Here is a 24,720-nt window from a genome sequence, read left to right as displayed (position 1 = left end):
CAGGGATCACAGAGTGATGCCTGTGTCAAAAAACTAAACGAACATCTTGTCTAAAAGCGATTTCTTCGTATTCTTCAGTAAATCCAACTTACGCTGATGAAGGGTGATGAGGGAGTCGAGCTTGGTAAAGTATTGGCCAAGCTGCTTCTGCTCTACCACAGAAGGAACAGGAACGCTTAACTCCATCACCTTGTTTTTGGAGATGTTGAACCTAGAGATCCCCTGAGCCAGCAGAGTGAGATTGGAACGCACCAAACTTGATCTGAGCATATAAGCAAGGTAATGCGGGTCAAACGTTGAATCTTGCCTGTAACCAAAACAGAAGCTGTTGAGGTAAACATCTTCCTGGTCAGAGAGCCAAACAGAGGACATTCCGACTTCATCCGGCGTTTCAGATGACACAGTAAAGAATACGTCACCATACACAACCTGGTTTTGGCTCGAATCAATTTCGACTGCCTCGAGCCGCTTCGTGTCCGTCAGTGGGTTATCGAAGACATTGGTATACGGGATGAACCTTGCGTTGCCGTGACCGAAATCCTCTTTGGTTTTGCCGGTCAAACCTCCATAGGTTGTCCCACAGTTACCCAACTTACGCTGTTCCCAAGGGTCAGTGAAACCCTTAAAGCGGACTTCGGGCTCGGTCTCGCCGGGTTTCGGAAACATCTTGTCGAGCATCGACTTCTTCACCGTACACAGCTTGTCGTACTTACGCTGATGAAGGGTGATGAGGTTGTCGAGCTTGGCAAAGAAACGGCCGATTTCTTTTTGCTCTCCACTGCCTGGAATAGTGACTTCTGCACTCAGTAAGTCCTTGTTGTAAAGTCGCTTAATCGTGCTGCCTTCTAAGCCCCATTCAATTTGCGAATATAAAGGCTTGAGAAACGTATCGTTCAATCTATGATCGTGTTCTAGCCAAACAATGTTTGAGTCTTGAAAATATGCCTTTTCACCTTGGTATTCAACAACTCGCCCAATACTTCCTGCAGCCGATATCAATAACGTGCCCGGGGTTGGATACGGATAGGTACGCTTGAAGTAGTCAAACAGCTCATTGGAGATGAAGGCATCTGGATCCGTACCAAAAGTTCCAATCTTAAAAAACGGAACATCGCCCTGCTCCGAGGTTTGCTCTTTGTAGATGCGCTTGCACATCGCAACCGAACCAAATTCTCCCAACTTACGCTGTTCCCAAGGGTCAGTGAAACCCTCAAAGCGGATTTCTGGGGTATTTTGTTTCTCTGCCATGCTACTCACCGCCCAACAGCTTGCGCAGCTCGGCGATGCCAGCCATGTCGTACTCATTGCCCGTAAGCTGGCCCAGCATGTCTGCTAGCTGGCTTTCTGCATCATCTATCTGGTTGCACACGTCCGAGTAGGTTGTCGCGTATTTGGCGTTGAGCGCAGCTACCTTCGCGATGAAGTCGCTCACAACGGTTTCGGGAAGAGCCAGAAGCTCGGCCTGCAACGGCTCTATCCACTTGGCAACCAATAGATCGTCGCGCTGGGCATCGGTCAGGCCCTCAATGACTTCCTTGGTCGCCTCCTCAAGAGCCACTCTCGCTTCCTTGTTTGCCTTCTTGAGGCTTTTCTCCTCATCGAACAGCGCCTGCGCACGAACCAGACCTTGCTCGAAATCGTTTTCGGGGTGCTTTCCGATAGCCTTCACAGCCTTCTTGAGCTCAGTCGCCACAAACGAACCTTCGTCGTTGACAGCAGCGGAAGACCCCTTGTCCTCCTCGTCGAAGCTCTCGAGAATCCCGTCTATTTCCTGCGATATCTCGCCTAGACGGGAATCACGGGAGCTAATCTCCTTGACGTCTTCGGCAAGCAGGCGCTCTTGCACAAGCGCAAACGGCAGGATTCGGCCAGCCCAGCCATCCTGTACCTCGACGTCTTTGCCGTTCTTCTTCTTGACCACCATGTTCGGGTCTACCTTGCGCACGGCGGTTTTCCCCTCAGTCTGGATGATCTCCAAATCGCCGGAGATTCCCACCCAGGCATCGTCGAGCGCCTGGTAGGCGTCGTAGCCGTCGACCAGGGCCATGCCCGCCAGCGCGTCTTTCAATAGCGCCGCGATGACCTCTTCCTCCGCCACGGTATCAACTTCATCGGCGCCGTCTACCAAGCGGCTTCGCAGCGTGGCAGGTAAATGGCTTATCGCATTACGGTATCCGTCCAGAAAGGCACGGACGTCAGTATTTTCCTTTGCCGCTTGCGCAACATCGTCGGTCGCGGGCACAAGACACGATCCACCTGCGTCGCGGTAGAGTTGCCCTTTGAGGCTCGGCCATACCTTCCAATAGCGCTCGAGCGCGTCGACCTCGGCCTTCGGCACACCGCCGAACATGGTGGCATACACGTCCCAGCTTTCGGCGGCCGTGCTCGAGTCCACATAGCGCGGGATGTTGAGGTTATAGTCGTTGGCGCGGATCTCGTCGATGGGAACCAGACGGCTGAACTTGTCGACGGTCGCGTTCGTTGTCACAGCGTCGACGATACGCTTGATGTCGCTTGCCCGCAGCTTGTTGTTCTTGCCTTCTTTCACGAAGTGCTTGGAAGCGTCCACCACCAAGACGTCGCTCGTCTCGCGCTGCTTGCGCAGCACCATGATGATGGTGGGGATGCCCGTGCCGAAGAAGATGTTGGCAGGAAGACCTATGATGGCCTGGATATGGCGGTTCTCCACCAAGTTTTTTCGGATGGTGCCTTCCTCGCCGCCGCGGAACAGCACGCCGTGCGGCAAGACGATGCACATGATGCCGTCGGGGCGCAGGTGGTATAGGTCGTGCAGTAAAAAGGCGTAGTCTGCCTTGGACTTGGGCGCCACACCGAACTTGAAGCGCGGGTCGAGCTCCTTGTCTTCCGGATCCCAGTTCTGGGAGTAGGGTGGGTTCGACACCACGGCATCAACGAACAGCGGGTCGTAGGTCTCGTCCTTGTTCTCCACCGTGTCGAACCACGGCCAGTCGTCCTCGAGCGTGTCGCCGTTTCTGGCCACGATGTTGTCGGGAAGGATGCCGCGCATCACCAGGTTCATGCGCGTGAGATTGTAGGTGTTTTCCTTAAGCTCCTGAGCGTAGTACTTGATGGAGTCCGGGTCGCCATTGCGGCGCGCCACAGCCTTGCCGATATTGATGAGCAGCGATCCCGAGCCGCTCGTGGGGTCGTAGATGGTGATGTTCTCGCGTCCGGCCAGGTGCCACGAGACTATCTCGCTCATAAGCATGGACACCTCGTGCGGCGTGTAGAACTCGCCGGCCTTCTTGCCGGCGTTGGCGGCGAAGTTGCTGATGAGGTACTCGTAGATGAAGCCGAGCACATCATAGTCCTGGCGACCGTCCATCGGGATGTCCTTGATGAGGTAGATGAGGTCGCGAGCGGCCTTGGACTGGCTGCGCGCATCGGTACCCAACTTGGAGAGGCCAGTCTGCAGCGTGTCGAAGATGCCGTCGAAGACGCGCTTGCGTGCAGGATCGATATTGCGGCTGAAGGCGGAAAGCGCGTCGCGAACGTTCGAAATCTCGAAGTCGCCGCCCTTTGCCACCCAGGTGGAGAAGAGGTTGTCGTAGGCGATGAAGTAGCCGCACTCGCCCTTGACGAACTCGACAGTCTCCTCGTCGTCTTCCACCAGGCTGGGCAGGTCCTCCTCGGCGAAGTCGCGCGCCTTCAGGCGGGCAACCTCGGTCTCGGACAGGAACTTGTAGAAGATGAATCCCAGAATGTAGTCCTTGTACTCGTTAGCCTCAATCTTGGATCGCATCTTGTTGGCGGACTCCCATATCTTGGAGGCCAGCTGCTGCTTGTTCATCTAGTTTTCCTCACTTCTATAGACTTGGTTGAGCGTTTCTCCGTCGTCGCTTACCCATTCGGTCCAGCCGTTCTGGCTGCCGCCGAGCACGAACACCGCCGCGGCGCTGGGCGTCGGGAACTCGAGGTCCTCGGCGAGCTCTGCGATGCCGCCCGAATCGTCGAAGATTTCTCTGCGCGCGGCCGCGACGGCCGCGTTTTTCAGAACGGGTCTCGAGAGGTTCACTTTCGAGCCAGCGAGCACGGTGAAGTGCCCGGTGGCCTTGTCGTAGCGCCCCGCCCCGCGTATGCCGTTCTTCTTTGTGTGGAAGACCGCCGGCGCACCGGTCGGACCCTGGTCGACCCTGTCGAGGTCGTACCCCAGAGCTGCCATCCTGAAGAGGATCCTATCGTGCAGGCGTTCGACGGCCTCTTCCTTGTACGGGTCGATGTAGGGCTCGGGCGTCGCCGAGTTGTCGGTCTCGTACGAGCCGTGGGTACGCACGTAGTCGATGGCCTTCGCCTCGAGAACGTCCAGTGCATCCCTGCTGATGTTTTGGTCGTCATCGAGGAACATAACGGCCTTGTTCCAGAACTCCTTTTTCGCCTTGTGCGCGTCGAGCCGGGCGATGCCCTGGGTCGTCTGCCCCGCGTAGACGCGGCTCACGTTGCCGTGGTCCTCGTCGAGCAGGTAGTAGACGCCGCGCTGCGGGATGTTCGGCAGCGATTTCGCCTCGGTAAGGTCCTCCCTTGGAACGACGACGGTCACAAGCGACTCGCCGTCGATGCGGCAGATGCGGATGCGGTCCGGCTGCGCGTCTATGAGCTGGACGGTGAGAGTCTTGACCCGGATCATGCTCACGCCCTCTTCTTCGCGAGCTCTTCAATCATGCACGTGCGCACGAAGGCGGAGAAGCTCATGCCCCGCAGGGCCGCCTCTTCCTTCGCAGCGTCGCGCAGGGTATCGGGGATGCGAAGGGTCACGGAGACCTGGTCGCCGTCCACCAGGAAGCTTCTGATCTCGGTCTCGTCGGGGTTGCTCTTAATGAGCTGCTTGTAGCTATCGGGCATCTGCGCTCCCATCGCTCGAAATGCAATACAAATGCGTTGAAAGTATTATAGCGTTGCATTGTTGGCGACTGTTGAGGCGAACGGCAATATGGCCAGGCATGGAATCAAAGAGTCAGGTAGGGACAACCTGACCAACGGTGTTATCGCGGGATCGCGTGGTAGGTGTGCCCACCTACCTCCGCAATCCCGCGTGCGGCACTCAACAGCTCATACTCTCTCTGGCTCCACTGGCGCAGCTCAGCAGCCTCGACGGCGTCGCGGCACAGGTCCAGAAATACCTCGGCTCCCTCGCAGAAGCACTCGCGGGCAAAGGTGCCGGATCCGTCCGCAACGCACGCGCCGTCGGCGAAGAGCTATCGGCTAGACGATTCACGCGGGCAGCGGCTAAAGTGGGCTTGTGATAAATCGATAATTGAAGAGAACGAACACGTGTTCGTTTATATGGTAAGATATATGCCAGCGGGAGCGATTTCATTCGATATCGTTCTTGCCGGTACTTTTTACTTCCGCATGCTGTCGGCGCGGACTTCGAATTCAGAGAGGGCGATTGCAATGCTATACGAATTTAAATAGATCTCTAATGCTTGATCATGACCATGTCTATGTCAAAAGACATACAAAAGTGTTAGTCTTTTGACATGAAACACTTTGATGAAATATTCGAACTGGCGGCAGATGGCTACGGCATCGTGACTGCTGCGCAGGCACGCGAGATTGGCGTAACCACCGGAGAACTGAGCCGATGGTGCGCCACTGGGAAATTGATGCGCCGAGGACATGGGGTGTACAAGCTCACCCAATGGGTTCCGACGCCCCGTGACGTCTTTGCGGAGGCAGTGGCTCTTGTTGGTGACGAGGGTTTCCTGTGGGGCGAATCAGTGCTGTCTATGCACGCACTTGCACTTGTTGATCCTCGTGCCGTGACCGTGGCAACACCAAAGCGTGTTCGCCGTAAACTGCCAGCTTGGGTAAAAACAGTGTCCGCTCCAGAGAATGCGAAAACGACGTTCTATGAAGGAATCCCTTCTCAATGCGTTGCTGATGCGATTGAGGCTTGTAAGGGGTCCGTTATGACCGAACGCCTCATCGAGGCAACCAAGCACGCTCAAACCGAGGGCCTTATTACCTCCAATGAGCATGAGAGACTGATGAAGGAGCTGTCGTGAAGGAAGTCAAGAAGCCAACCAGCAGACGTAACCTTGACATATGGTTTCCTCGCCTGAAGCTGCGGCAATATTGAAAGGTCTCGGGTTTCCCGAACCGGGGCCGGTTCCGTGCATGAGGCTCGAGCATCAGATTGCCCAAAAACTTCATGCTGCGAGCAGCCCCGGCAGCGAGCGCGCCCATGATCTGATAGATCTCCAGATTGCAATTTCCAACGGGGAAATTGATTACCTAAAAACTCGAGAGGTCTGTATCAGACTCTTTGCGTATCGTGCGGAGCAGGAGTGGCCTCCAATGATCTCGAGGGGAGTGGGCTGGGACTCACTGTATTTCTCCCAGGCGGAAGGACTTAACGTTTTGCCGACTGTCGATGATGCCGTGGCATGGGCGAACGACTTGATTGCAAAAATCGATTCTGCTCGTTAGTGACACTGCCGAGATCTCTCGCTTACGCCATAGCAATCCCGCGCGACGCACTCAGCAGTTCGTACTCCCTCTGACTCCACTGGCACAGTTCGGCAGTCTCGACGGCATCGCGACACAGGTCCAGGAATACCTCGGCTCCCTCGTAGAAGCACTCGCGGGCAAAGGCGCCGGATCCGTCCGCAACGCACGCGCCGTCGGCAAAGAGCTTCCAGCTGGACGGCTCGCGCGAATCGTCTCCGAGCAGCTTGATCTGCAGTACGTGCGGGTCGCCGGCGGCGCAGAGCTCTTCTTCGAGTACCTGCACGGAAAAGCGCATCTGGTGGGAGAGACTGTTCTTGACCATGGCCGAGGCGTAGCCGCTCGGCTCGTCCAAAAGATGTATTTGTTTTGGCTTGGCTGCCAGGTTGTGGAAATTGCGCTCACTGCGCTCGGAGAAATTGTCCATACGGACTCCTTTCATCGATGTTGGCAGGGCCACCGTGCCTCTTGGTCGGTTGGCGTCGGGATCGTGGAGCCAACTCTCTACCCCGACTCTGGATAAAACGCGCCCGCTCCTTGCGGGCACGATGGAGTCTATCAGCACGCGCGGACAAAAATCAAGCGCCGCCTGCGAAATGATGTGCAGACGGCGCTTGATTACGCGGCAATTATTCGGCAAACATCCGGAAAAGTGTCGAAATCAGCCGTATGAAAGTACGGAAAAGTGTCAAATTCGAGCCGCCAAAATTACGGAAAAGTGTCGAAATGAGCGCGTGGAAATCACGGAAAAGTGTAAAACTGCACGTAAACAGGGGTGCGGCATAGCTTATGTTCCAACCTAGCTGTTGGGGTCGCCCTTGAGGGTGTTGATATCCAAGTAGTCGTTGTCATCCTCTGCTTGCTGCGTTGCCGATTCGGACGCGGTGGGGCCGCGGAATAGCTGGAATCCCTCAAACGCGATCACGCCGAGCAGAGCGACGATGATGGCGATAAAGACAACCTTTGCCGCTTGGGGAAACTCGGAGAAGTGCGGCGGCTCTTCCTCGGTGTAGTAGTCGGCAAAGCGCTCGTCATCGGTGCCACGGGTATACGACGATGCCGATGCGTCCTTTGCGCCGGTCTTGTTGTACTCGGGAGCCGCGTATGTCGGCTGCTGCGGGGCGGCATACACGGGTGTGCTGATGGGCGCATGACGCTGTGTCGCCGCGGCAAGAAACGCCGCCGTCTCGGACGGATCGCTGGTGGGGTGGGGCGCAGGGGCGGCTTTACGCTTCGTCTGCACGATGGGACGGGTGGCAAAGTCGTCCGCGGGCACGGATGCCGGCGCGGGTGTGGCGGAAGGTGCGGGCTTTGCACTTGTCGGGCGAGCTCCGCCGCCCATGAGTTCATCGGCGGTCCAAGGGCGGTCGCTCATCACGTCGTCGAGGCTCAATGCAAACAGATCGTCTTCGCCCTCGTCAAACGCGTTTTTCGCATGCCTGGCGGTAGGCGCGGTGCCTCCGTGGCTGCTGCGCGATGCGTTGCTCGACCTCATCTTGTCCCATCCTTTCGAACTGTCTAGTCCTTCGATTATATGGAACTTGCCTTGTCACCGATGCCCGGATTCGCGCATTCAAGCACTCGTACTAAGGGGAGGATGGTTCAGGCGGGTCGTTTACTTGTCGTCGGCCTCTGCCTTGGCCTCGTTGAGGTAGCTGTAGAAGCTGTACTTGGAGATGCCAAAGAACTCGCAGGCGCGCTCGCTCGATTTGGAGATAAGGAAGGCGCCGCGGCGGTCGAGGTATCCGATAGCGCGAATGCGCTCGTCCTTGGTCATGAGGGCGGCGGGCTTGCCCACGTACTGCTCGCACTCGCGCAGCAGATCTTCGAGCAGGTCGCCGATGTTTTTGGTGATGGGCTCGGGCACGGTGTATCCCTTGTTGCCCGTGCCGGTGAGCGCGTCGAGCGAACGCTCAAACGCCTTCATGAGCGTGATGTCAAAGTTAATGCCCATAATGCCAACGGGGTTGCCGGCGTCGTCGCGAATGTAGATGGTCGACGATTTGAGCAGCTTGCCATCGGCGGTCTTGGTAAGGTACGGCGCGCGGTCGTGGACTTCGGTGGCATTCTCGTGCATGGACTCGAGCACGATATGGCTGGGGCCGTCACCCAGTTTGCGTCCGCTGACGTGGCCGTTTTCGATCACCACGATAGAGTGGTCCATGTTCTCGGTCTCCAGATCGTGGACGACGATTTCGCAGTTGGGGCCAAACTGTAGCGCCAGGCTGCGTGCAAGACGCTTGTAAAACTCAATCTGTGCGGGGGTCATGGGTGCCTTCCTAAATATTAGTTTGGGCCCACTGTGCCACAAATGCCACATGGTCGCAAATAACGAAAGCGTCGCTGTGTTATAAGACTGCCAACGGCCAGGACACCATCTTTATGCACCCGCTGCACGAGTTATGGGTACGATGGCTTCAGGGGAGGTATCACCATGAAACTTGGTTGCGTCATTATGGCTTCGGGCGAGGGCAAGCGGTTTGGCTCTAACAAGATGCTTGCCGATATCTGCGGAAAGCCGCTGATTCAGCGGACGATTGAGTCGGTGCCCAAAGGATTTGACGTTGTTGTTACGACGCGCTGGCCCCAAGTTGCCGAGATTTGCCGTGAGCTGCGCTGCGCGTGCGCGCTGCACGATGGCGCGCTCAGGAGCGAGAGTGTGCGCGCCGGTCTTACGTGGGGAGCCGATCGCGGCTGGAAGGGCTGCCTCTTTTTGCCGGGCGACCAGCCGCTCGTGAGTTCGGATTCTTTTGAGGCGATCGCCGGTGCTTTTAAGGCCAACGGCGGCGTCGCGCCCGTGCGTCTTGCCCTAAACGGTGAACCCGCCTCGCCGGTGCTGTTCCCTGCGAGTCTCTTTCCCGACCTTATGGGGCTTAAGGGCAAGGATGGCGGATCGTCGCTGCTGCGCGGCCGCGCCGATGTCCAGTTGGTCGAGGCACGTGCCTACGAGTTGTGGGATGTCGACACCGCCAAGGGCCAGCGCCGCGTCTCGGAGCATATCGCGGCCTGCTACGCGCCTCGCTAGCAGAAAGGACGCCAGGGTGGCGCCGGCTACTTGAGGCTGCTGGCGACGACGGGGCGGTCGAGAGCTGCCTCGAAGCGATCTGCCATCGTTGGGTCGGCAAGCGTGTCGACTTGGTTGAGCATGATGCGGGCATTGTTGAGTTCCAGCGCCTGCATCTCGGCATTGAGCACTTGGGCGACGCGCTCGGGCGTGGCAACGTCGGTGGGCTCGCAGCCGCAACGCTCGCAAAAGAGCTCGGGGCGGTGGACGGCTTCGTTGATGGGCTTGCCGAGCCCCGAAGCGCCGACGATCCAGGCGATGTCGGCTGTGCCAGAGGGAATTACCGGCTCCCAGGCGGCGTGGGCCTTGAGCGGGAGCCGCTTGCTGCCGTCTGCCTCGGCCAGGACGTAGTCAAAGCGCTGCGCCAGCTGGTCGAGCGCCTCGGCAGGGGAGGAGAGCTTGCCCGTCTCGGGGTCCAAGACACCAGCTTGGCAGATGCTTCCCCGCACAAGCCCCGAGCAGGCCTCGCAGGTGCAGCCTGGGGCGTGTAAGGCACCTGGCTTCCAGGGCGCGGCGTCCAGGCGACGGTTCGACCCGTCCCATGGCACGCCGGCGACGGGAAACATATGCGTGGTGGTGCAGAGGAGCACGCGGCCGCCGGCGCGCATAAGCTCAAGGCCGAGCGTCTTTAGCAGGGTCGACTTGCCACCGCTGCCGATAATTGCGGTAATGCCCGGCTCGATCTTGAGCGCCGAGGCAAGGCCCCCGTTAATCGTTTCCATCTGTTCACCGCCGTATAATGCTGTGATAAGAAATAATCATTAGCGTAGCGGCAGAACCGCTTTTGCTCTGATAAACCGTAGCACAGGGAGGTGCCCCGGGAATGCTCGTTTATGTTCGCGGCGCCGGCGATATCGCCACGGGTGTGGCTGCTCGTCTGGTGCGCGCCGGCGTGTCGGTCGTCATGGCCGATATCGCGGTCCCCACGTGCATCCGTCGCACGATCAGTTTTTGCGAGGCCATTCGCTTGGGCGAGGTTGAGGTCGAGGGCATTCGCGCCCGCTTGGCACAGACGCCGGCCGAGGCGCTTGAGATTACCGAGGCGGGGGATGTCGCCGTGGTGGTGGACCCCCAGGCACAGATGCTCGGCGAGCTTAAGCCCGCGGCCGTGGTCGACGCGATTCTGGCCAAGCGCAACTTGGGCACCACGCGCGATATGGCGCCTGCCGTCATCGCGGTAGGGCCGGGCTTTACCGCACCGGTCGATTGCGATGCCGTGGTCGAGACTATGCGCGGTCATTTCCTCGGCCGCGTGATTACCCAGGGCTCACCCCAGCCCAATACGGGCGTGCCGGGTATCATCGCCGGATACGGCGAGGAGCGTGTTATCCACAGCCCTGCCGCCGGCGTGTTTAGGTCCGACCATGCGATCGGCGACATCGTGAGTGCCGGCGAGTGCGTTGGGTATGCGGGCGATACGCCCATGTTCACGACGATTGACGGCTGCTTGCGCGGCCTTTTGGCAGATGGCGTCCAGGTCGCCGAGGGCTTTAAGTGCGCCGATGTCGACCCGCGCGGTGACGCCAGCTACATCAACTATATTTCGGACAAGGCGACATCGGTCGGCGGCGGCGTGCTCGAGGCGCTCGCCATGCTCACCGACGTTTTTAGGGGATAGGAAGCGACGATGGAAAAGCTCGATGTGGTGAATGCTGCGCTTGGCGCTCTGAAGGCTGGTAAGACGTGCGAGCTCGTGGTCGTGGCCGGTACGGCGGGGTCGTCGCCGCGCGGCGTGGGCGCCTGGATGGCCGTCTTTGCCGACGGTAGCCAAGCGGGTACCATCGGCGGCGGCAAAATCGAGCTCTTTGCGCTGGGCGAGGCCCTCGAGCTGCTGTCCGCAGGGCAGTCGCGCCTGGTCCGCTATACCATGGGCGGCGAGAGCTCCGATACCGGCATGATCTGCGGCGGAGCCATCTGCCTGTGCTATCTGCACCTGGACGCGACCCAGGCGCCGTTGTTCCAGTCGGTTGCCGACGTCTTGGCGTATCGACGCATCGGCGACTTCGTCATCGACTTTGAGCCGTTTATCGCAAGCGCGCTCGAATGCGACGCTGATGAATACCATGGTGAGGAGTCGCGCCGCACCATAATGGGCTGCCCCGAGCTTTCGCTGGTGGAGGAGGGGAGTAAGGTCACCCACACCAACGCGGCCTCCGAGATTCCCGCGGCGCACATCGAGACGCTCTGCCCCGAGGGCCTGACCTATATCTTTGGCTGCGGACACGTGGGCGCCGCGACGGCGCGCGTGCTCACGGCGGCGGGCTTTGCCGTCGTGGCCTGCGACGATCGCCCCGGCACGCTGACGCCCGAATGGGTGCCCGGTGTCTACGACCGTCGCCTGGTCGACTACAAGAATCTGGACGAGCTGTGCCCCATCGGCCCGCGCGACTTGGTGGTCGTGGCCACAGCAGGCCACAAGTCCGATATCGACGTGGTGATTCAGGCAATGCGCGCCAAGCCTGCCTACCTGGGCTGTCTGGGTTCGCGCCGCAAGACGGCCTTTGTGCGGGCCCGTTTGGAGCAAGAGGGCTTTACGCAGGAACAGATCGACGGGTTGCACCTGCCGATCGGCGTTGCCATCGAGGCAGAGGATCCCGAGGAGATCGCCATCTCCATCGCCGCCGAGATGATTCACCTGCGCCGCACCAAGCTCGTCCCCCGCAAGCGCTAATCGCATCCCCATCAATAAGTTGCGGTGAAATACGGACTGTTTAAGCCAGTTAAGCCGTCAAACAGTCCCTATTTCACCGCAACTGCTGTTTGACTCCGGGGGATGCAGGATTGCGGGTCAAAATGCTACCTGTGCCATATGCCCTATAATGTCCGCCCGTTGGGCGGCATGGGGCCGCTGCCTGGGGTATGGGAGGCGCAAATGGCAGAGTCGGCAGCAGGGGACTCCCTGTTCGAGCGTACGGGAAAAGTATCGTTTGTGCAGGTATTGCCCCATGCGTTGCAGCATGTTCTGGCTGCGTTCGCGGGCATCGTCACGCCTGCCATCATCATCGCGTCGGTCTGCGGCTTTACCCCTCAAGAGGAAGCCGCCGTCATTCAGGCATCGCTGGTTCTCTCGGCGCTCGACATTTTCCTTCAACAGTTCCCCATAAAAGGCGTCGTTGGTTCGGGCCTGCCCATCGTGATGGGCGCGAGCTTTACCTTCGTGCCGGCACTCAAGGCGGTCGGCCTTGAGCTCGGCTTCGAGGCCGTGCTGGGCGCTCAAGTTATCGGCGGCGCGCTCGTCGTGCTTTTCGGCCTGCTGTTTAAGCGCGTAAGCTTTCTGTTTCCGGCCCCGGTGCTCGGCACCGTCATCTTTGTGATCGGCCTGTCTCTGTGCCCGGTCGCCGTGGCTTCTATGGCGGGCGGGGAGAGTGCTGCCGATTTTGGCAGCGTCACCAACTGGGCCGTCGCGCTCGTGACGTTTGTCGTCACCTTTATGGCCGGCAACTATGGCAAGGGCGCGCTCAAGTTGGGCAGTATCCTGGCCGGCATCTGCGCGGGCTTTGTTTTGGCTGCGGTGCTGGGCATGGTCGATTTCTCGGCCATCGCGACCGCCAGCTGGTTTGCTCCGCCGGCACTTGGCGCCCATCGTCTGGTGTTCGATCCGGCAGCATGTGCCGTGGTAGGCGTCGTCGCCATCGTCAACGCCGTGCAGGTTATGGGAGAGTTTGCCGCCGTGTCCTCTGCTGCGCTCGATACCCCCGCGACCGATAGTCAGATCTCGGGCGGATTGATTGCCAATGGCCTCGTCGGTATGCTTTCGGGCTTTTTGGGCGGCGTCCCCACGGCAACCTTTGGCCAGAATGTGGGTATCATCGCCGAGAACAAGGTCGTCAACCGTATGGTCTTTACGCTCGCGGCTGCCATCTTGCTCATCGCGGGCCTACTGCCCAAGTGCGCGGCGGTGCTCACGTCCATTCCGCAGCCGGTTATCGGCGGCGCCACCATTGGCGTGTTCGCGACCATCGGCATGAATGGCGTGGTCATGTTTGCCCGCCACGGCCTGTCTCAGCGCGACACTACGCTCATGGGTCTCTCCATCGCCTTTGGCACGGGCATTGAGCGCACAGCCGGTGCGCTTGCCGGCGCTGGATTCCCCGCATGGGTTGACACCGTCTTTGGCGGATCCTCCATTGCCGTCGCCGCACTTGTCGCCATCGTCCTCAACCTGGTTCTGCCCCGCCAAAAATAACGTCCCATATATGAGTTGCGGTGAAATACGGACTGTTTAAGCTTGTTAAGCCGTCAAACAGTCCCTATTTCACCGCAACTGCCATTTTCCTCCGTCCCCAAGGGATCAATATGTGCGGGGGAGTTGTGGAGTTGTGCAGGCAGACGAGGTTTTTCTGGAAATACGCACCCAATGCGCGTATAGTACCGATTGTTTTGTCGGCTCCTGCTGCGTCGAGTCCAAACCGCGAAATGCCATGAGCGGCGCGGATGCAGCCAGGAGGCACGAGGACAACCCATCGTGGCCACGCCCCGTGCTTAAAACCCCAAGAAGGAGTGAACAATGGCAGAAGAGAAGTATGTGCCGCGTCTGAAGACCAAGTACAACAACGAGGTCAAGCAGCAGCTTCAGGAAAAGTTCCAGTACGAGAACGTCATGATGATCCCCAAGTTTGAGAAGATCGTCGTGAACATGGGTGTCGGCGAGGCCGCTACCGATTCCAAAGCCATCGACGGTGCCGTGCGCGACCTGCGCGCCATCACCGGCCAGCAGCCGATGATCACCCGTGCCCGCAAGTCCATCGCTACCTTCCGCCTGCGCGCTGGTATGCCGATCGGCTGCAAGGTTACCCTGCGTGGCGACCGTATGTGGGAGTTCTTCGATCGTCTGACCTCCGTCGCGATCCCCCGTATCCGCGACTTCCGCGGCATCTCCGCCAAGAGCTTCGACGGCCGTGGTAACTTCTCCATGGGCGTCACCGAGCAGCTCATCTTCCCCGAGATCGACTTCGACTCCGTCGATCACCAGCGTGGTATGGACATCACTTTCGTGACCACCGCCAACACCGATGAGGAGGCCAAGGCCCTTCTGGACGCCTTCGGTTTCCCGTTCAAGAAATAGGTTCACCTGCCCTATAAGCGCCGTTCCCACAAGGGGGCGGCGCTTGGGGCGAACAATACTCTATGTGAGGAGGATATAAGTGGCTAAGACATCGATGATCGTCAAGTGCAATCGCAAGCAGAAGTTCTCTACTCGTGAGTACACGCGCTGCCAGCGCTGCGGCCGTCCGCACTCTGTGTACCGCAAGTTCGGCCTGTGCCGTGTCTGCTTCCGTGAGCTTGCACTCAAGGGCGAGCTTCCCGGCGTTAAGAAGGCCAGCTGGTAAGTCACTACCAGCGTTTCAAGCATCAGTTTGGAACAGGGAAAACGCGCTAAATAGGCTTTGCCGTTAAGGGCGGCGAAGAACCAAGAGCACGTGTTCATCAAGAACGAAGGAGAATCTGTATGAACCTTACAGACCCGATCGCAGATATGCTTACGCGCATCCGTAACGCTAACTCTGTGAACAAGGCCACGGTCTCCATGCCGAGCAGCAAGAAGCTCGTCGAGATCGCTCGTGTTCTGCACGAGGAGGGCTACATCGAGGGCTACGATGTCGAGGACACCGTTCCCCAGAAGACTCTGCACATCACGCTTAAGTATGGTCCCAAGAAGGCTAAGGTCATCAACGGCATCCGCCGCATTTCCAAGCCGGGCCTGCGTAAGTACACCGGCGTTGCCGACATGCCCCGCGTCCGCGGTGGCCTTGGTACCGCCATTATTTCCACCAGCCATGGCGTTATGACCGACCGCGATGCTCGCAAGCACAACGTCGGCGGCGAGATCATCGCTTACGTCTGGTAATTCGCTCGGTAGGTAGAAGGAAAGGAGATCACCGTGTCTCGTATCGGTAATAAGCCTGTCCAGATTCCCGCCGGAGTCGAAGTGGCAGTCAACGGCAACAACGTTGTCGTCAAGGGCCCCAAGGGCCAGCTCGAGCTCGATGTCTTTGAGAAGCTCGCTATCAACGTCGAGGACAACGTCCTCACCGTTTCCCGTCCCGACGACGAGCGTGAGACCCGTGCCCGCCACGGCCTCACCCGCGCCCTCATCCACAACATGGTTGTTGGCGTTTCCGAGGGCTTCGAGAAGAAGCTCGAGCTCGCCGGCGTCGGTTACCGCGTGCAGCAGAAGGGCAAGAACCTCGAGTTCTCCCTGGGCTTCTCGCACCCCGTGATCGTCGAGGCTCCCGAGGGCATCACCTTCGAGGTTCCCGACAACACCCACGTGAACGTCAAGGGTATCAACAAGCAGCAGGTCGGTCAGATCGCCGCTGAGATCCGCGGTCATCGTCCTCCCGAGCCTTACAAGGGCAAGGGTATCCACTATGTTGGCGAGCACATCCGCCGCAAGCTGGGTAAGGCCGCCAAGTAGTCGTAACCGACTCACTCGCATAAGACCAGCACCCCGTTAGGTGCTGGCAAGATCAACCTTTTTAGGAGTTTACGTATGAACAAGCATAAGGCGAAGCTGGAAGGCCTCAAGCGTCGTCAGCGTCGTGTTCGCGGCAAGGTCTCGGGTACCGCCGAGCGTCCGCGTCTTCGCGTGACCCGTACTAACGCCAACATCTATGCCCAGATCATCGACGACAGCAAGGGCTCCAGCCTGACGCTCGTCTCTGCCTCGACCCTCGAGGCCGAGTTCAAGGGCACCCACACCTCGAACAAGGAGGCTGCGGAGAAGGTCGGTCAGCTCGTTGGCAAGCGTGCCATCGAGGCCGGCATCACCAAGGTCGCTTTCGATCGTGGTGGCCGTATCTACCATGGCCGCGTCAAGGCCCTCGCCGACGGTGCTCGTGCCGCCGGTCTCGAGTTCTAGGAGGTATGTAGCACATGGCTCGTAATCAGAAGCAGCAGCGCGAGGCCTCCGAGTTCGAGGAGCGCGTCGTTTACATCAACCGCGTGTCGAAGACCGTCAAGGGTGGTCGTCGCATGAGCCTCGTCGCTCTCGTCGTCGTCGGCGACGGCAAGGGCAACGTCGGCGTTGGCATGGGCAAGTCCGCTGAGGTGCCCATGGCCATCTCCAAGGCGTCTCTCGATGCCAAGAAGAACATGTTCCACGTGCCGGTGACCGATCAGGGCACCATTCCGCACGAGGTTCTCGGTCACTTTGGTGCCGGCCGCATCATCATCAAGCCCGCTGTCGAGGGTACCGGCGTTATCGCCGGCGGCGCTGTGCGTCCCCTCTTCGAGCTTGCTGGCATCAAGAACGTCCTGTCCAAGTCCCTCGGTACCGACAACGGCCTCAACATCATCAAGGCTGCCGTCGAGGGCCTCAAGGAGCTCTCCAGCCCTGAGGACGTCGCGGCTCGCCGTGGCCTGACGGTCTCCGAGATGTTCGTCGGTAAGGAGAACTAAGCATGGCTGACACCATCAAGATCAAGCAGGTCCGCAGCACCAATGGTTGCAAGCAGGACCAGGTCCGTACTGTCCGTGCCCTCGGTCTCCACAGGATCCGCGAGGTTCGCGAGATTGCTGACAACGAGTCCGTCCGCGGCATGATCTTCAAGGTCAAGCACCTTGTCGAGATTGTAGAGGAGTAGCAAATGCAGCTTCACGATCTTACTCCCGCGCCCGGTTCCACCAAGAACCGCAAGCGCGTCGGCCGTGGCAATTCTTCGGGTCACGGCACCACTTCTGGCCGCGGTCAGAAGGGCCAGGGTTCTCGCTCTGGCGGCACCAAGGGTGCCGGCTTCGAGGGTGGCCAGACTCCGCTGGCTATGCGCCTGCCCAAGCTTCCGGGCTTCCGCAACCCCCGTCGTATCGAGTACACCGCTGTTAACGTTGAGCGTCTCGAGCGCAAGTTCGAGGACGGCGCTGTGATCGACGGTGCCGCTCTTAAGGCCGCTCGCATCACCAAGAGCGAGTTCGAGCCCGTCAAGGTGCTCGGCAATGGTGAGCTCACCAAGAAGTTCACGGTCAAGGTCGACAAGGTCAGCGCTTCTGCGCAGGCCAAGATCGAGGCCGCCGGCGGAAAGGTCGAGCTGCCGTGCTAAATGGTCTTAAGAATGCTTTCCGCATCAAAGAATTGCGCGAAAAGATTCTTTTTACCATAGCTATGCTCGTCGTGTACCGCATTGGTGCGCACGTTCCTGTGCCCGGCATTCCCTTCCAGGGGATGCTGGGCCTTTTCTCGACCGATAACAATTCGGTCGCCGCAGGTGCTATGGCCCTCCTGAATCTTTTCTCTGGTGGCGCGTTGAGCTATGTTTCGGTGTTCTCCCTGGGCATCATGCCTTACATCACCAGCTCGATCATCCTCCAGATGCTCCAGGCCGTTGTGCCTTCCCTGCATGAGCTTGCCCGCGAGGGCGAGGTCGGTCAGACCAAGATTACGCAGTATTCGCGTTACCTCACCCTGGCTCTGGCAATCCTCAACTCCGTGGGTTACCTCTTCCTCTTTAAGAGCTTCGGCATCAGCTTTACTGGCGCCGGCGCTCCCGAGATCATCTTCGACCTCATGATCGTCGGCACGCTCACCGCGGGCGCCATGCTGATCATGTGGATTGGTGAGCTCATCACCCAGCGCGGTATTGGCAATGGCATGTCGCTGATCATCTTTGCGAACATCATGGCCGGTCTGCCGCAGGCGATCTTCTCCAGCACCGAGGGCAATGCCGGTGGCATCATCACCATGGTGATCATCTGCGCCATCATCCTGCTGGTTATTCCGCTAATCGTTTTCCTTGAGCGCGGCCAGCGCCGCATTCCGGTCTCCTACGCTAAGCGCGTCGTGGGCCGTCGCATGATGGGTGGCCAGACCACCTACCTGCCCATCAAGGTCAACACCGCGGGTGTCGTGCCGATCATCTTTGCTTCGGCGCTGCTGTACTTCCCGGCCCAGATTGCCGTGTTCTTCCCCGGCATCGGCTGGATCCAGGCAGTTGCCTCTGCGCTTTCAACCGGTTGGCTCAACTGGGTGCTTAACGTTGTCCTCATCGTATTCTTCGCGTACTTCTACACCTCCATGGTGTTCAACCCCGATGACACGGCCGACAACCTTAAGAAGCAGGGCGGCTTTATTCCGGGCGTCCGTCCGGGTAGGGCTACCGCGGCCTACATCAAGAACGCGCTCAACAAGATCACGCTTCCCAGCGCTGTCTTTTTGGCGCTCATCGCCATCGTGCCTTCGATCATCTTCTCCTTCACGGGTAACCAGCTGATCCAGGCGTTTGGCGGCACGTCCATCCTCATCATGGTCGGCGTCGTGCTCGACACGGTCGATAAGCTCGAAGGCCAGATCAAGATGTATGATTACGATGGATTCTTTAAATAGGCTAGAGGAGGATTGCTCATGAACCTCGTATTGCTCGGAGCTCCGGGTGCCGGTAAGGGCACCGTCGCACAGGAGCTCGTCGCCGAGTTTGGCGTCGCTCACATTTCCACGGGCGACCTGCTGCGTGCTGCCGTCAAGGGTGGCACCGAGCTTGGTATTCAGGCTAAGAAGTACATGGACGCTGGCGAGCTCGTTCCCGACCAGCTCGTGATCGACCTTGTCAAGGAGCGCCTTGCCGCCGATGACGCCCAGCAGGGCTTCATCCTCGACGGCTTCCCGCGCAACACCGCCCAGGCTGTGACGCTCGATTCCGAGCTCTCCGCTATGGGTCGCGAGATCGACTGCGCTCTTCTGGTCGATGTGGCCCCCGAGGTCATCATCGATCGTCTGTCTTCGCGTCGCACCTGCCGCGCCTGCGGTTACACCGGCACCGCTGCCGATGCCACCTGCCCCAAGTGCGGCGGCGAGATGTATCAGCGCGACGACGACAAGCCCGAGACCATCAAGAATCGTCTCGACGTCTACGAGAAGTCCACGAGCCCGCTCGTCGACTACTATCGTGGCCAGGGTCTGCTCAAGTCGGTCAACGGTGACCAGGCTCGCGAGACCGTGTACGGGGATGTCAAAGAGGCTCTCGGTCTATGATCAAGATTAAGTCTGCAACGCAAATTGAGCAGATGAAGAAGGCAGGAGCGCTATCTAAGATGGCGCTCCGCCACGTTGGAGCCATGGTTCGCCCCGGCGTGTCGACCTTCGAGCTCGACCAGCTTGCCGAGCAGATTATCCGCATGCATGGCGGCACCCCTGCCTTTAAGGGTTACGGCGGGTTCCCCGGAACCATTTGCGCATCAATAAACGATGCCGTGGTCCACGGTATTCCCAACCCCGATATGATCCTGCGCGATGGCGATATCATCTCCATCGATACGGGAGCTGTCGTCGACGGTTGGGTCGGCGATAACGCTTGGACGTTTTTCGTCGGCACGCCCACGCCCGAGGCCAAGGCCCTGTGCGAGGTTACGCGCGATTGCCTAAAGGCTGCCATCGAGCAGGCTGTTCCCGGTAACCATATCGGGGACGTCGGGTATGCTGTTCAGTCCCTCGCCGAGTCTCACGGTTACGGCGTGCTTCGCGATTACGTGGGCCATGGCATTGGCCGCGTGATGCACGAGGACCCCAACGTTCCTAACTATGGAAAGAAGGGGAGGGGCGTTCGCCTCCAGGCTGGTATGGTCATCGCTATCGAGCCGATGGTAACGATGGGTTCCAATCATGTGAGCACGGGCTCCGATGGTTGGATCGTTACGACCAACGACCACCTGCCCGCCGCGCACTACGAGAACACCGTCGCCATTACCAATGACGGCCCGGTGATTCTTACCACGGATGCACAGGGCGCTTGGTGTTCCTTGCAAGGAGGCGAGATGTAGAGGCCGCGTTCAAATTCGTCGGCATTTACATTTCAAATGTAACAAGTTCCACTTAGATGTGGAGCCATTACGAAGATATTACGATACGTGCATGCGTATTGTAGAATACTCAATCGCTGTCGTTTTCTAGAGAAAGATGATTGCTTGTGAAGAAGGAAGACGCAATTGAGCTCGAGGGTACGGTAAAGGAGCCGCTGCCCAACGCCATGTTTAAGGTCGAGCTCGAGAACGGTCATTCGGTTCTGTGCAACATTTCTGGCAAGATCCGAATGAATTACATCCGTATTCTCCCCGGTGACAGGGTTATCGTGGAGCTTTCCCCGTACGACCTGACCCGCGGTCGCATCACCTATCGCTATAAATAGCGACACGCATACACGCTCTTTTCCGACTGCAGGCTTAGCTCAACCTACGGTCGGTTTGCGTGTGAAGACCAGCCATAGTTTTAAACGCCTGCGGCTGGGCGAGTAGATAGTAGGGAAGTAGTTTGAGCGCTACCGAAAGGAAGAACGATGAAGGTACGTCCTTCGGTCAAGAAGATGTGCGATAAGTGCAAAATCATTAGGCGCCATGGCAAGGTCCTCGTCATTTGCGAGAACCCCCGTCATAAGCAGCGTCAGGGTTAAGAGAGGAGACTACGTTGGCCCGTATTAATGGTGTCGACCTCCCGCGTGAGAAGCGCGTTGAGATCGGTCTGACCTACATTTACGGCATCGGCCGCACCACTGCGACGAAGATTTGCGTCGAGTGCAACGTTAACGTGGACACGCGCGTTAAGGACCTCACCGAGGATGAGGTTAACGCCATCCGCGATTATATCGATAAGAATCAGATCATGGTTGAGGGCGACCTCCGCCGTGAGCGCAACCAGAACGTCAAGCGCCTTATGGACATCGGCTGCAACCGCGGCCTTCGTCACCGCAAGGGCCTCCCGGTCCGCGGCCAGCGCACCCACACTAACGCTCGTACCCGCAAGGGCCCGAAGCGTCAGATCGGTGCTAAGAAGAAGAAATAAGGAGCGCTAGATAGATGGCTACTGCTAAGAAGAACGTTCGCGCTGCCCGTCTGAAGCGCGCGGACCGTAAGAACATTTCCGTGGGCCAGGCTCACATTCGTTCTACGTTCAACAACACGATCGTTTCGATCACCGATCCCCAGGGCAACGTCATTTCCTGGAAGTCGGCTGGCCAGGTGGGCTTCAAGGGCTCCCGTAAGTCCACGCCGTTCGCTGCCCAGATGGCTGCCGAGGCTGCTGCCAAGCAGGCCATGGAGCACGGCATGAAGAAGGTTTCCGTCTTCGTCAAGGGCCCCGGCTCCGGTCGTGAGACCGCCATCCGCTCCCTCCAGGCTGCTGGCCTCGAGGTCTCGAGCATCCAGGACAAGACCCCCATTCCGCACAACGGCTGCCGCCCCAAGAAGCGTCGCCGCGTGTAACTGAAAGGATCGTATCAATATGGCAATCGACAGGACTCCTGTTCTTAAGCGCTGCCGTCAGCTCGGGATCGATCCCGCTGAGCTCGGTTACAGCAGCAAGAAGGAATCTATCCGTCAGCCCAAGCGCCGTCGCAAGGAATCTGAGTACGGCATGCAGCTGCGTGAGAAGCAGAAGGTCAAGTTCATCTATGGCGTTCTGGAGAAGCAGTTCCACGGCTACTTCAACAAGGCCCGTAAGATGAACGGCGTCACCGGTGAGAACCTCATGATCATCCTTGAGTCTCGCCTCGACAACGTCGTCTTCCGTCTTGGCTTCGCCCGCACCCGCAAAGAGGCTCGTCAGTCCGTCCGTCACGGTCACTTCACCGTGAACGGCAAGCGCGTGGACATCCCGTCCTACCGCGTCAAGGCCGGCGACGTCGTCGCTGTCGGCGAGAAGTTCCGTGACCTCCTCCCCATCAAGGAGGCCCTGATTTCCTCCGAGCGCTTTGAGGTCCCTGGCTGGCTCGAGGTCGATATCGAGAAGCTGTCTGGTAACGTGCTCGCTCTGCCGACGCGTGAGCAGATCAGCGGTGATATCAACGAGCAGCTCATCGTCGAGCTCTACTCTAAGTAGTCCATCCGGGCTGCTGAGGCTGGAGGTAATACATGTCAGAATTCATTAGGCCTCAGGTTCAGGTCGAAGAGATCAACGAGACCTCTGCTCGTGTCTCCGTCGAGCCGCTCGAGCGTGGCTACGGCGATACGCTGGGTAACTCGCTTCGTCGTGTTCTTCTGTCCTCGCTCGAGGGTGCCGCCGTCGAGGCCATTCAGATCGATGGTGCGCAGCACGAGTTCATGACCATCCCTAACATGGTCGAGGATGTCACCGACATCGTCCTGAATGTCAAGGGTCTTGTCTTCAGGGCTCTCGGCACGACCGACGAGGCGACCGCCACCATCTCGGTTGACGGCCCCTGCGAGGTCACCGGTGCGGACTTCTTTATTCCGTCCGAGTTTGAGCTGGTCAACCCCGAGCAGCACATTGCTACGCTCACCGAGGGTGGCCATCTCACCATGAGCATGCGCATCGGCTATGGTCGCGGCTATGTCTCTGGCGAGGCTAACAAGCGTGACAACGATCCCATCGGTGTGATCAACGTCGACTCGCTGTACTCGCCGGTGTCTCGTTGCGCCAAGCTCGTTGAGGCTTGCCGTGTCGGTCAGCATACCGACTACGACCGCCTTGTCCTCGAGATCGAGACCAACGGTTCCATCGCCCCGCGCGACGCCGTGGTCCAGGCTGCCAATATCATCAACCAGCATATGGCTGCCTTTATGAACCTTGCCGAGACCCCCGAGGTCGAGGAGGAGGCTTCGATCTTCGCTCCCGAGGTCACCAACGACAACGCCGAGCTGGACAAGCAGATCGAGGACCTGGACCTTTCCGTCCGTTCCTACAACTGCCTTAAGCGCGCCAGCATTCACTCGGTCCGTCAGCTCGTTGAGTTCTCGGAGAACGATCTGCTCAACATCCGTAACTTCGGTGTTAAGTCGATCGAGGAAGTGAAGGACAAGCTTGAGTCCATGGGCCTGAGCCTGAAGGCTTAATGCTTCGCATATTTGAGGAGAAACTAGACCATGCGTCACAACGTTAAGAAGGGCCTGAAGCTCGGCACCGATGCGAGCCACACCAAGGCCATGAAGAAGAGCCTTGCTAAGGCCCTCTTCGAGAACGACCGCATCAAGACCACCGAGACCCGCGCTAAGGCGCTGCGTTCGGTCGTCGACCCGATCATCACCTGGGCCAAGAAGGGCGACCTGCACTCTCGTCGTCTGGCTATCGCCAAGCTCGGCGATAAGCAGCTCGTTGCCGAGATCTTCGACAAGGCTGCTCAGGGCATGTGGCAGGACCGCAACGGCGGTTACACCCGCATCATGAAGCTCGGTAACCGTAAGGGCGACAACGCTCCTATCGTTATCATGGAGCTCGTCACCGAGCCTTGCACGCCTAAGGCCAAGAAGGCTGCTCCGGCCCCCAAGAAGGCCGCTGCTCCCAAGAAGGTTGAGGCTGTCGAGGAGGCTCCTGCTGAGGAGACCGCTGAGTAGACATTCTGTCTGCATAGGCTATATTCGAGGGGTACGTTCGCGTACCCCTCTTTTTTTGTCGCAATACCGTTGCTAGTTTGTTGGGAGCGCCCATGACTGCGCCGTCTGATTTCAATTCGACCCCCGAGCTCGACGCCACCCTTGTATTTCGCGTGGCCTACGATGGCTCCTCCTATAGCGGATTTGCCGAGCAGCCGGGCCAGACGACGGTTGCGGGCGAGCTGCGCCGTGCCATTGAGACGTTGCTGCGCCGCCCAATCGATCTGACGTGCGCGGGGCGTACCGATGCCGGCGTTCACGCGGTGGCCCAATACATCAGCGTGCCCGTAACGGACGCTGAGCTTGCGTATACGCGCCGTAGGTGGCTGAGGGCTATGGATGCCCTCCTGGGCAAAGATATCGCCATAAACGAGGTCTACAAGGCTCGTAAGGGCTTTTCTGCGCGCTTTGACGCGCGTTCTCGCACTTACACCTATCGCATTGCCGATCGTGATGCGCGGCCCGTGCTATCACGCGGGGCCGTGTGGTGGTATCGCTATCCCCTCGACGTCGATGCGATGGCGGCCGCCTGCCCCGCGCTTTTGGGCGAGCAGGACTTTAAGAGCTTTTGCAAGGTCGCCTCTGCCGTGGGCAAACCTACGCACCGCTGCGTAATGCGTGCCGAGTTTGGCCATGAGGCCGCCTTTGGCGAGGACATCCTCACGTTTACCATCGAGGGCAATGCGTTTTTGCATTCGATGGTGCGAACTATTGTGGGCACCCTTGTCGAGATTGGTATGCATCGCCGCGATCCCGAGTGGATGCGCGAGGTAATTGATGCCTGCGATCGCACCGCTGCTGGTCCTACGGCGCCTGCATGCGGTCTTACGTTTATGGGTGTGGACTACGACCCCGCTGAGCTTGCGGTCCTCGATTAG

General features: G+C 58.9%; 33 protein-coding genes and 1 riboswitch. Of the genes, 25 read left to right on the top strand and 8 right to left on the bottom strand.

The window, feature by feature from the left end:
• Window positions 1-33: 33 nt before the first annotated feature.
• From OGM60_07415 to OGM60_07400, 4 genes are read right to left on the bottom strand one after another with little or no spacing between them, the layout of a single operon-like run.
• On the bottom strand, window positions 34-1,248 hold the full coding sequence (locus OGM60_07415) for a restriction endonuclease subunit S (protein UYI98716.1): 1,215 nt from the start codon (window positions 1,246-1,248) through the stop codon (window positions 34-36).
• 1 nt (window position 1,249) lies between these two features.
• Entirely contained in the window at window positions 1,250-3,811 is a 2,562-nt protein-coding gene (locus tag OGM60_07410) for a type I restriction-modification system subunit M (protein ID UYI98715.1), read from the bottom strand.
• Window positions 3,812-4,645, bottom strand: a complete 834-nt coding sequence (locus OGM60_07405; GenBank protein UYJ00173.1) for a GIY-YIG nuclease family protein — start codon at window positions 4,643-4,645, stop codon at window positions 3,812-3,814.
• 2 nt (window positions 4,646-4,647) lie between these two features.
• Window positions 4,648-4,860: a hypothetical protein gene (locus OGM60_07400; GenBank protein UYI98714.1), complete on the bottom strand. Its 213-nt coding sequence runs from the start codon at window positions 4,858-4,860 to the stop codon at window positions 4,648-4,650.
• Between the two features lie 638 nt (window positions 4,861-5,498).
• Here OGM60_07400 and OGM60_07395 point away from each other — a divergent pair.
• Window positions 5,499-6,026 carry a type IV toxin-antitoxin system AbiEi family antitoxin domain-containing protein gene (locus tag OGM60_07395; protein UYI98713.1) on the top strand — a complete coding sequence of 176 codons (528 nt, stop codon included), beginning with the start codon at window positions 5,499-5,501 and terminating at the stop codon, window positions 6,024-6,026.
• Window positions 6,027-6,066: 40 nt separating this feature from the next.
• Window positions 6,067-6,450, top strand: coding sequence for a nucleotidyl transferase AbiEii/AbiGii toxin family protein (locus OGM60_07390; protein ID UYI98712.1), 384 nt, complete (start codon window positions 6,067-6,069; stop codon window positions 6,448-6,450).
• 22 nt (window positions 6,451-6,472) lie between these two features.
• On the opposite strand, the gene OGM60_07385 is transcribed toward OGM60_07390, so the two are convergent.
• The 3 genes from OGM60_07385 to OGM60_07375 form a co-directional block, all read right to left on the bottom strand.
• On the bottom strand, window positions 6,473-6,895 hold the full coding sequence (locus tag OGM60_07385; GenBank protein UYI98711.1) for a hypothetical protein: 423 nt from the start codon (window positions 6,893-6,895) through the stop codon (window positions 6,473-6,475).
• An 8-nt stretch (window positions 6,896-6,903) separates the two neighbouring features.
• Window positions 6,904-6,994, bottom strand: a riboswitch (SAM riboswitch).
• A gap of 273 nt (window positions 6,995-7,267) precedes the next feature.
• Window positions 7,268-7,963 (bottom strand): hypothetical protein, encoded by a 696-nt coding sequence (locus OGM60_07380; GenBank protein ID UYI98710.1) that lies wholly within the window; start codon window positions 7,961-7,963, stop codon window positions 7,268-7,270.
• Between the two features lie 120 nt (window positions 7,964-8,083).
• Window positions 8,084-8,737 carry a helix-turn-helix transcriptional regulator gene (locus tag OGM60_07375; GenBank protein ID UYI98709.1) on the bottom strand — a complete coding sequence of 218 codons (654 nt, stop codon included), beginning with the start codon at window positions 8,735-8,737 and terminating at the stop codon, window positions 8,084-8,086.
• Window positions 8,738-8,902: 165 nt separating this feature from the next.
• Between OGM60_07375 and OGM60_07370 the strand changes: the two genes are divergently transcribed.
• Window positions 8,903-9,493: a nucleotidyltransferase family protein gene (locus OGM60_07370; protein UYI98708.1), complete on the top strand. Its 591-nt coding sequence runs from the start codon at window positions 8,903-8,905 to the stop codon at window positions 9,491-9,493.
• Window positions 9,494-9,519: 26 nt separating this feature from the next.
• Here the strand turns inward: OGM60_07370 and yqeC are convergent, their stop codons facing one another.
• Window positions 9,520-10,254 carry a selenium cofactor biosynthesis protein YqeC gene (gene yqeC, locus OGM60_07365; protein ID UYI98707.1) on the bottom strand — a complete coding sequence of 245 codons (735 nt, stop codon included), beginning with the start codon at window positions 10,252-10,254 and terminating at the stop codon, window positions 9,520-9,522.
• Between the two features lie 101 nt (window positions 10,255-10,355).
• On the opposite strand from yqeC, the gene yqeB reads away from it, so the two are divergent.
• From yqeB to truA, 22 genes are all read left to right on the top strand, one after another.
• The gene (yqeB, locus tag OGM60_07360) at window positions 10,356-11,150 is read left to right on the top strand and encodes a selenium-dependent molybdenum cofactor biosynthesis protein YqeB (GenBank protein UYI98706.1); all 795 of its coding nucleotides are present in this window, start codon (window positions 10,356-10,358) and stop codon (window positions 11,148-11,150) included.
• Between the two features lie 9 nt (window positions 11,151-11,159).
• Window positions 11,160-12,203: an XdhC family protein gene (locus OGM60_07355; protein UYI98705.1), complete on the top strand. Its 1,044-nt coding sequence runs from the start codon at window positions 11,160-11,162 to the stop codon at window positions 12,201-12,203.
• A gap of 201 nt (window positions 12,204-12,404) precedes the next feature.
• Window positions 12,405-13,718: a purine permease gene (locus OGM60_07350; protein ID UYI98704.1), complete on the top strand. Its 1,314-nt coding sequence runs from the start codon at window positions 12,405-12,407 to the stop codon at window positions 13,716-13,718.
• 321 nt (window positions 13,719-14,039) lie between these two features.
• Window positions 14,040-14,597, top strand: a complete 558-nt coding sequence (gene rplE, locus OGM60_07345) for a 50S ribosomal protein L5 (GenBank protein UYI98703.1) — start codon at window positions 14,040-14,042, stop codon at window positions 14,595-14,597.
• A gap of 79 nt (window positions 14,598-14,676) precedes the next feature.
• Window positions 14,677-14,862: a type Z 30S ribosomal protein S14 gene (locus OGM60_07340; protein UYI98702.1), complete on the top strand. Its 186-nt coding sequence runs from the start codon at window positions 14,677-14,679 to the stop codon at window positions 14,860-14,862.
• 119 nt (window positions 14,863-14,981) lie between these two features.
• Window positions 14,982-15,380 (top strand): 30S ribosomal protein S8, encoded by a 399-nt coding sequence (gene rpsH / locus OGM60_07335; protein UYI98701.1) that lies wholly within the window; start codon window positions 14,982-14,984, stop codon window positions 15,378-15,380.
• 33 nt (window positions 15,381-15,413) lie between these two features.
• Entirely contained in the window at window positions 15,414-15,950 is a 537-nt protein-coding gene (gene rplF, locus OGM60_07330; protein UYI98700.1) for a 50S ribosomal protein L6, read from the top strand.
• 75 nt (window positions 15,951-16,025) lie between these two features.
• Window positions 16,026-16,394, top strand: a complete 369-nt coding sequence (rplR, locus tag OGM60_07325) for a 50S ribosomal protein L18 (protein ID UYI98699.1) — start codon at window positions 16,026-16,028, stop codon at window positions 16,392-16,394.
• Window positions 16,395-16,408: 14 nt separating this feature from the next.
• Window positions 16,409-16,933, top strand: a complete 525-nt coding sequence (gene rpsE / locus OGM60_07320; protein UYI98698.1) for a 30S ribosomal protein S5 — start codon at window positions 16,409-16,411, stop codon at window positions 16,931-16,933.
• A 2-nt stretch (window positions 16,934-16,935) separates the two neighbouring features.
• On the top strand, window positions 16,936-17,118 hold the full coding sequence (rpmD, locus tag OGM60_07315; GenBank protein ID UYI98697.1) for a 50S ribosomal protein L30: 183 nt from the start codon (window positions 16,936-16,938) through the stop codon (window positions 17,116-17,118).
• A 3-nt stretch (window positions 17,119-17,121) separates the two neighbouring features.
• The gene (gene rplO / locus OGM60_07310; protein UYI98696.1) at window positions 17,122-17,571 is read left to right on the top strand and encodes a 50S ribosomal protein L15; all 450 of its coding nucleotides are present in this window, start codon (window positions 17,122-17,124) and stop codon (window positions 17,569-17,571) included.
• Entirely contained in the window at window positions 17,565-18,851 is a 1,287-nt protein-coding gene (gene secY, locus OGM60_07305) for a preprotein translocase subunit SecY (GenBank protein UYI98695.1), read from the top strand. Before rplO ends, secY begins: the two co-directional genes overlap by 7 nt.
• An 18-nt stretch (window positions 18,852-18,869) precedes the next feature.
• Window positions 18,870-19,496 (top strand): adenylate kinase, encoded by a 627-nt coding sequence (locus OGM60_07300; protein UYI98694.1) that lies wholly within the window; start codon window positions 18,870-18,872, stop codon window positions 19,494-19,496.
• Entirely contained in the window at window positions 19,493-20,281 is a 789-nt protein-coding gene (gene map / locus OGM60_07295; protein UYI98693.1) for a type I methionyl aminopeptidase, read from the top strand. The genes OGM60_07300 and map overlap by 4 nt, the downstream gene beginning before the upstream one ends.
• A gap of 146 nt (window positions 20,282-20,427) precedes the next feature.
• Complete coding sequence (infA, locus tag OGM60_07290; protein UYI98692.1) at window positions 20,428-20,646, top strand: translation initiation factor IF-1; 219 nt, start codon at window positions 20,428-20,430, stop codon at window positions 20,644-20,646.
• A gap of 147 nt (window positions 20,647-20,793) precedes the next feature.
• Window positions 20,794-20,907: a 50S ribosomal protein L36 gene (gene rpmJ, locus OGM60_07285; protein ID UYI98691.1), complete on the top strand. Its 114-nt coding sequence runs from the start codon at window positions 20,794-20,796 to the stop codon at window positions 20,905-20,907.
• Between the two features lie 14 nt (window positions 20,908-20,921).
• Complete coding sequence (rpsM, locus tag OGM60_07280) at window positions 20,922-21,296, top strand: 30S ribosomal protein S13 (GenBank protein UYI98690.1); 375 nt, start codon at window positions 20,922-20,924, stop codon at window positions 21,294-21,296.
• 14 nt (window positions 21,297-21,310) lie between these two features.
• On the top strand, window positions 21,311-21,715 hold the full coding sequence (gene rpsK / locus OGM60_07275; GenBank protein UYI98689.1) for a 30S ribosomal protein S11: 405 nt from the start codon (window positions 21,311-21,313) through the stop codon (window positions 21,713-21,715).
• A gap of 19 nt (window positions 21,716-21,734) precedes the next feature.
• Window positions 21,735-22,331 (top strand): 30S ribosomal protein S4, encoded by a 597-nt coding sequence (rpsD, locus tag OGM60_07270; protein ID UYI98688.1) that lies wholly within the window; start codon window positions 21,735-21,737, stop codon window positions 22,329-22,331.
• A gap of 32 nt (window positions 22,332-22,363) precedes the next feature.
• Window positions 22,364-23,305 (top strand): DNA-directed RNA polymerase subunit alpha, encoded by a 942-nt coding sequence (locus OGM60_07265; GenBank protein UYI98687.1) that lies wholly within the window; start codon window positions 22,364-22,366, stop codon window positions 23,303-23,305.
• A 30-nt stretch (window positions 23,306-23,335) separates the two neighbouring features.
• On the top strand, window positions 23,336-23,803 hold the full coding sequence (gene rplQ, locus OGM60_07260; protein UYI98686.1) for a 50S ribosomal protein L17: 468 nt from the start codon (window positions 23,336-23,338) through the stop codon (window positions 23,801-23,803).
• 92 nt (window positions 23,804-23,895) lie between these two features.
• Complete coding sequence (gene truA / locus OGM60_07255; protein ID UYI98685.1) at window positions 23,896-24,720, top strand: tRNA pseudouridine(38-40) synthase TruA; 825 nt, start codon at window positions 23,896-23,898, stop codon at window positions 24,718-24,720.

The sequence above is a fragment of the Coriobacteriaceae bacterium genome (genome assembly GCA_025757745.1).
Taxonomy (GTDB): Bacteria; Actinomycetota; Coriobacteriia; order Coriobacteriales; family Coriobacteriaceae; genus Collinsella.
The sequence above is the reverse complement of the archived record's forward strand: the minus strand, read 5'-3'. Positions and strand labels throughout refer to the sequence as shown.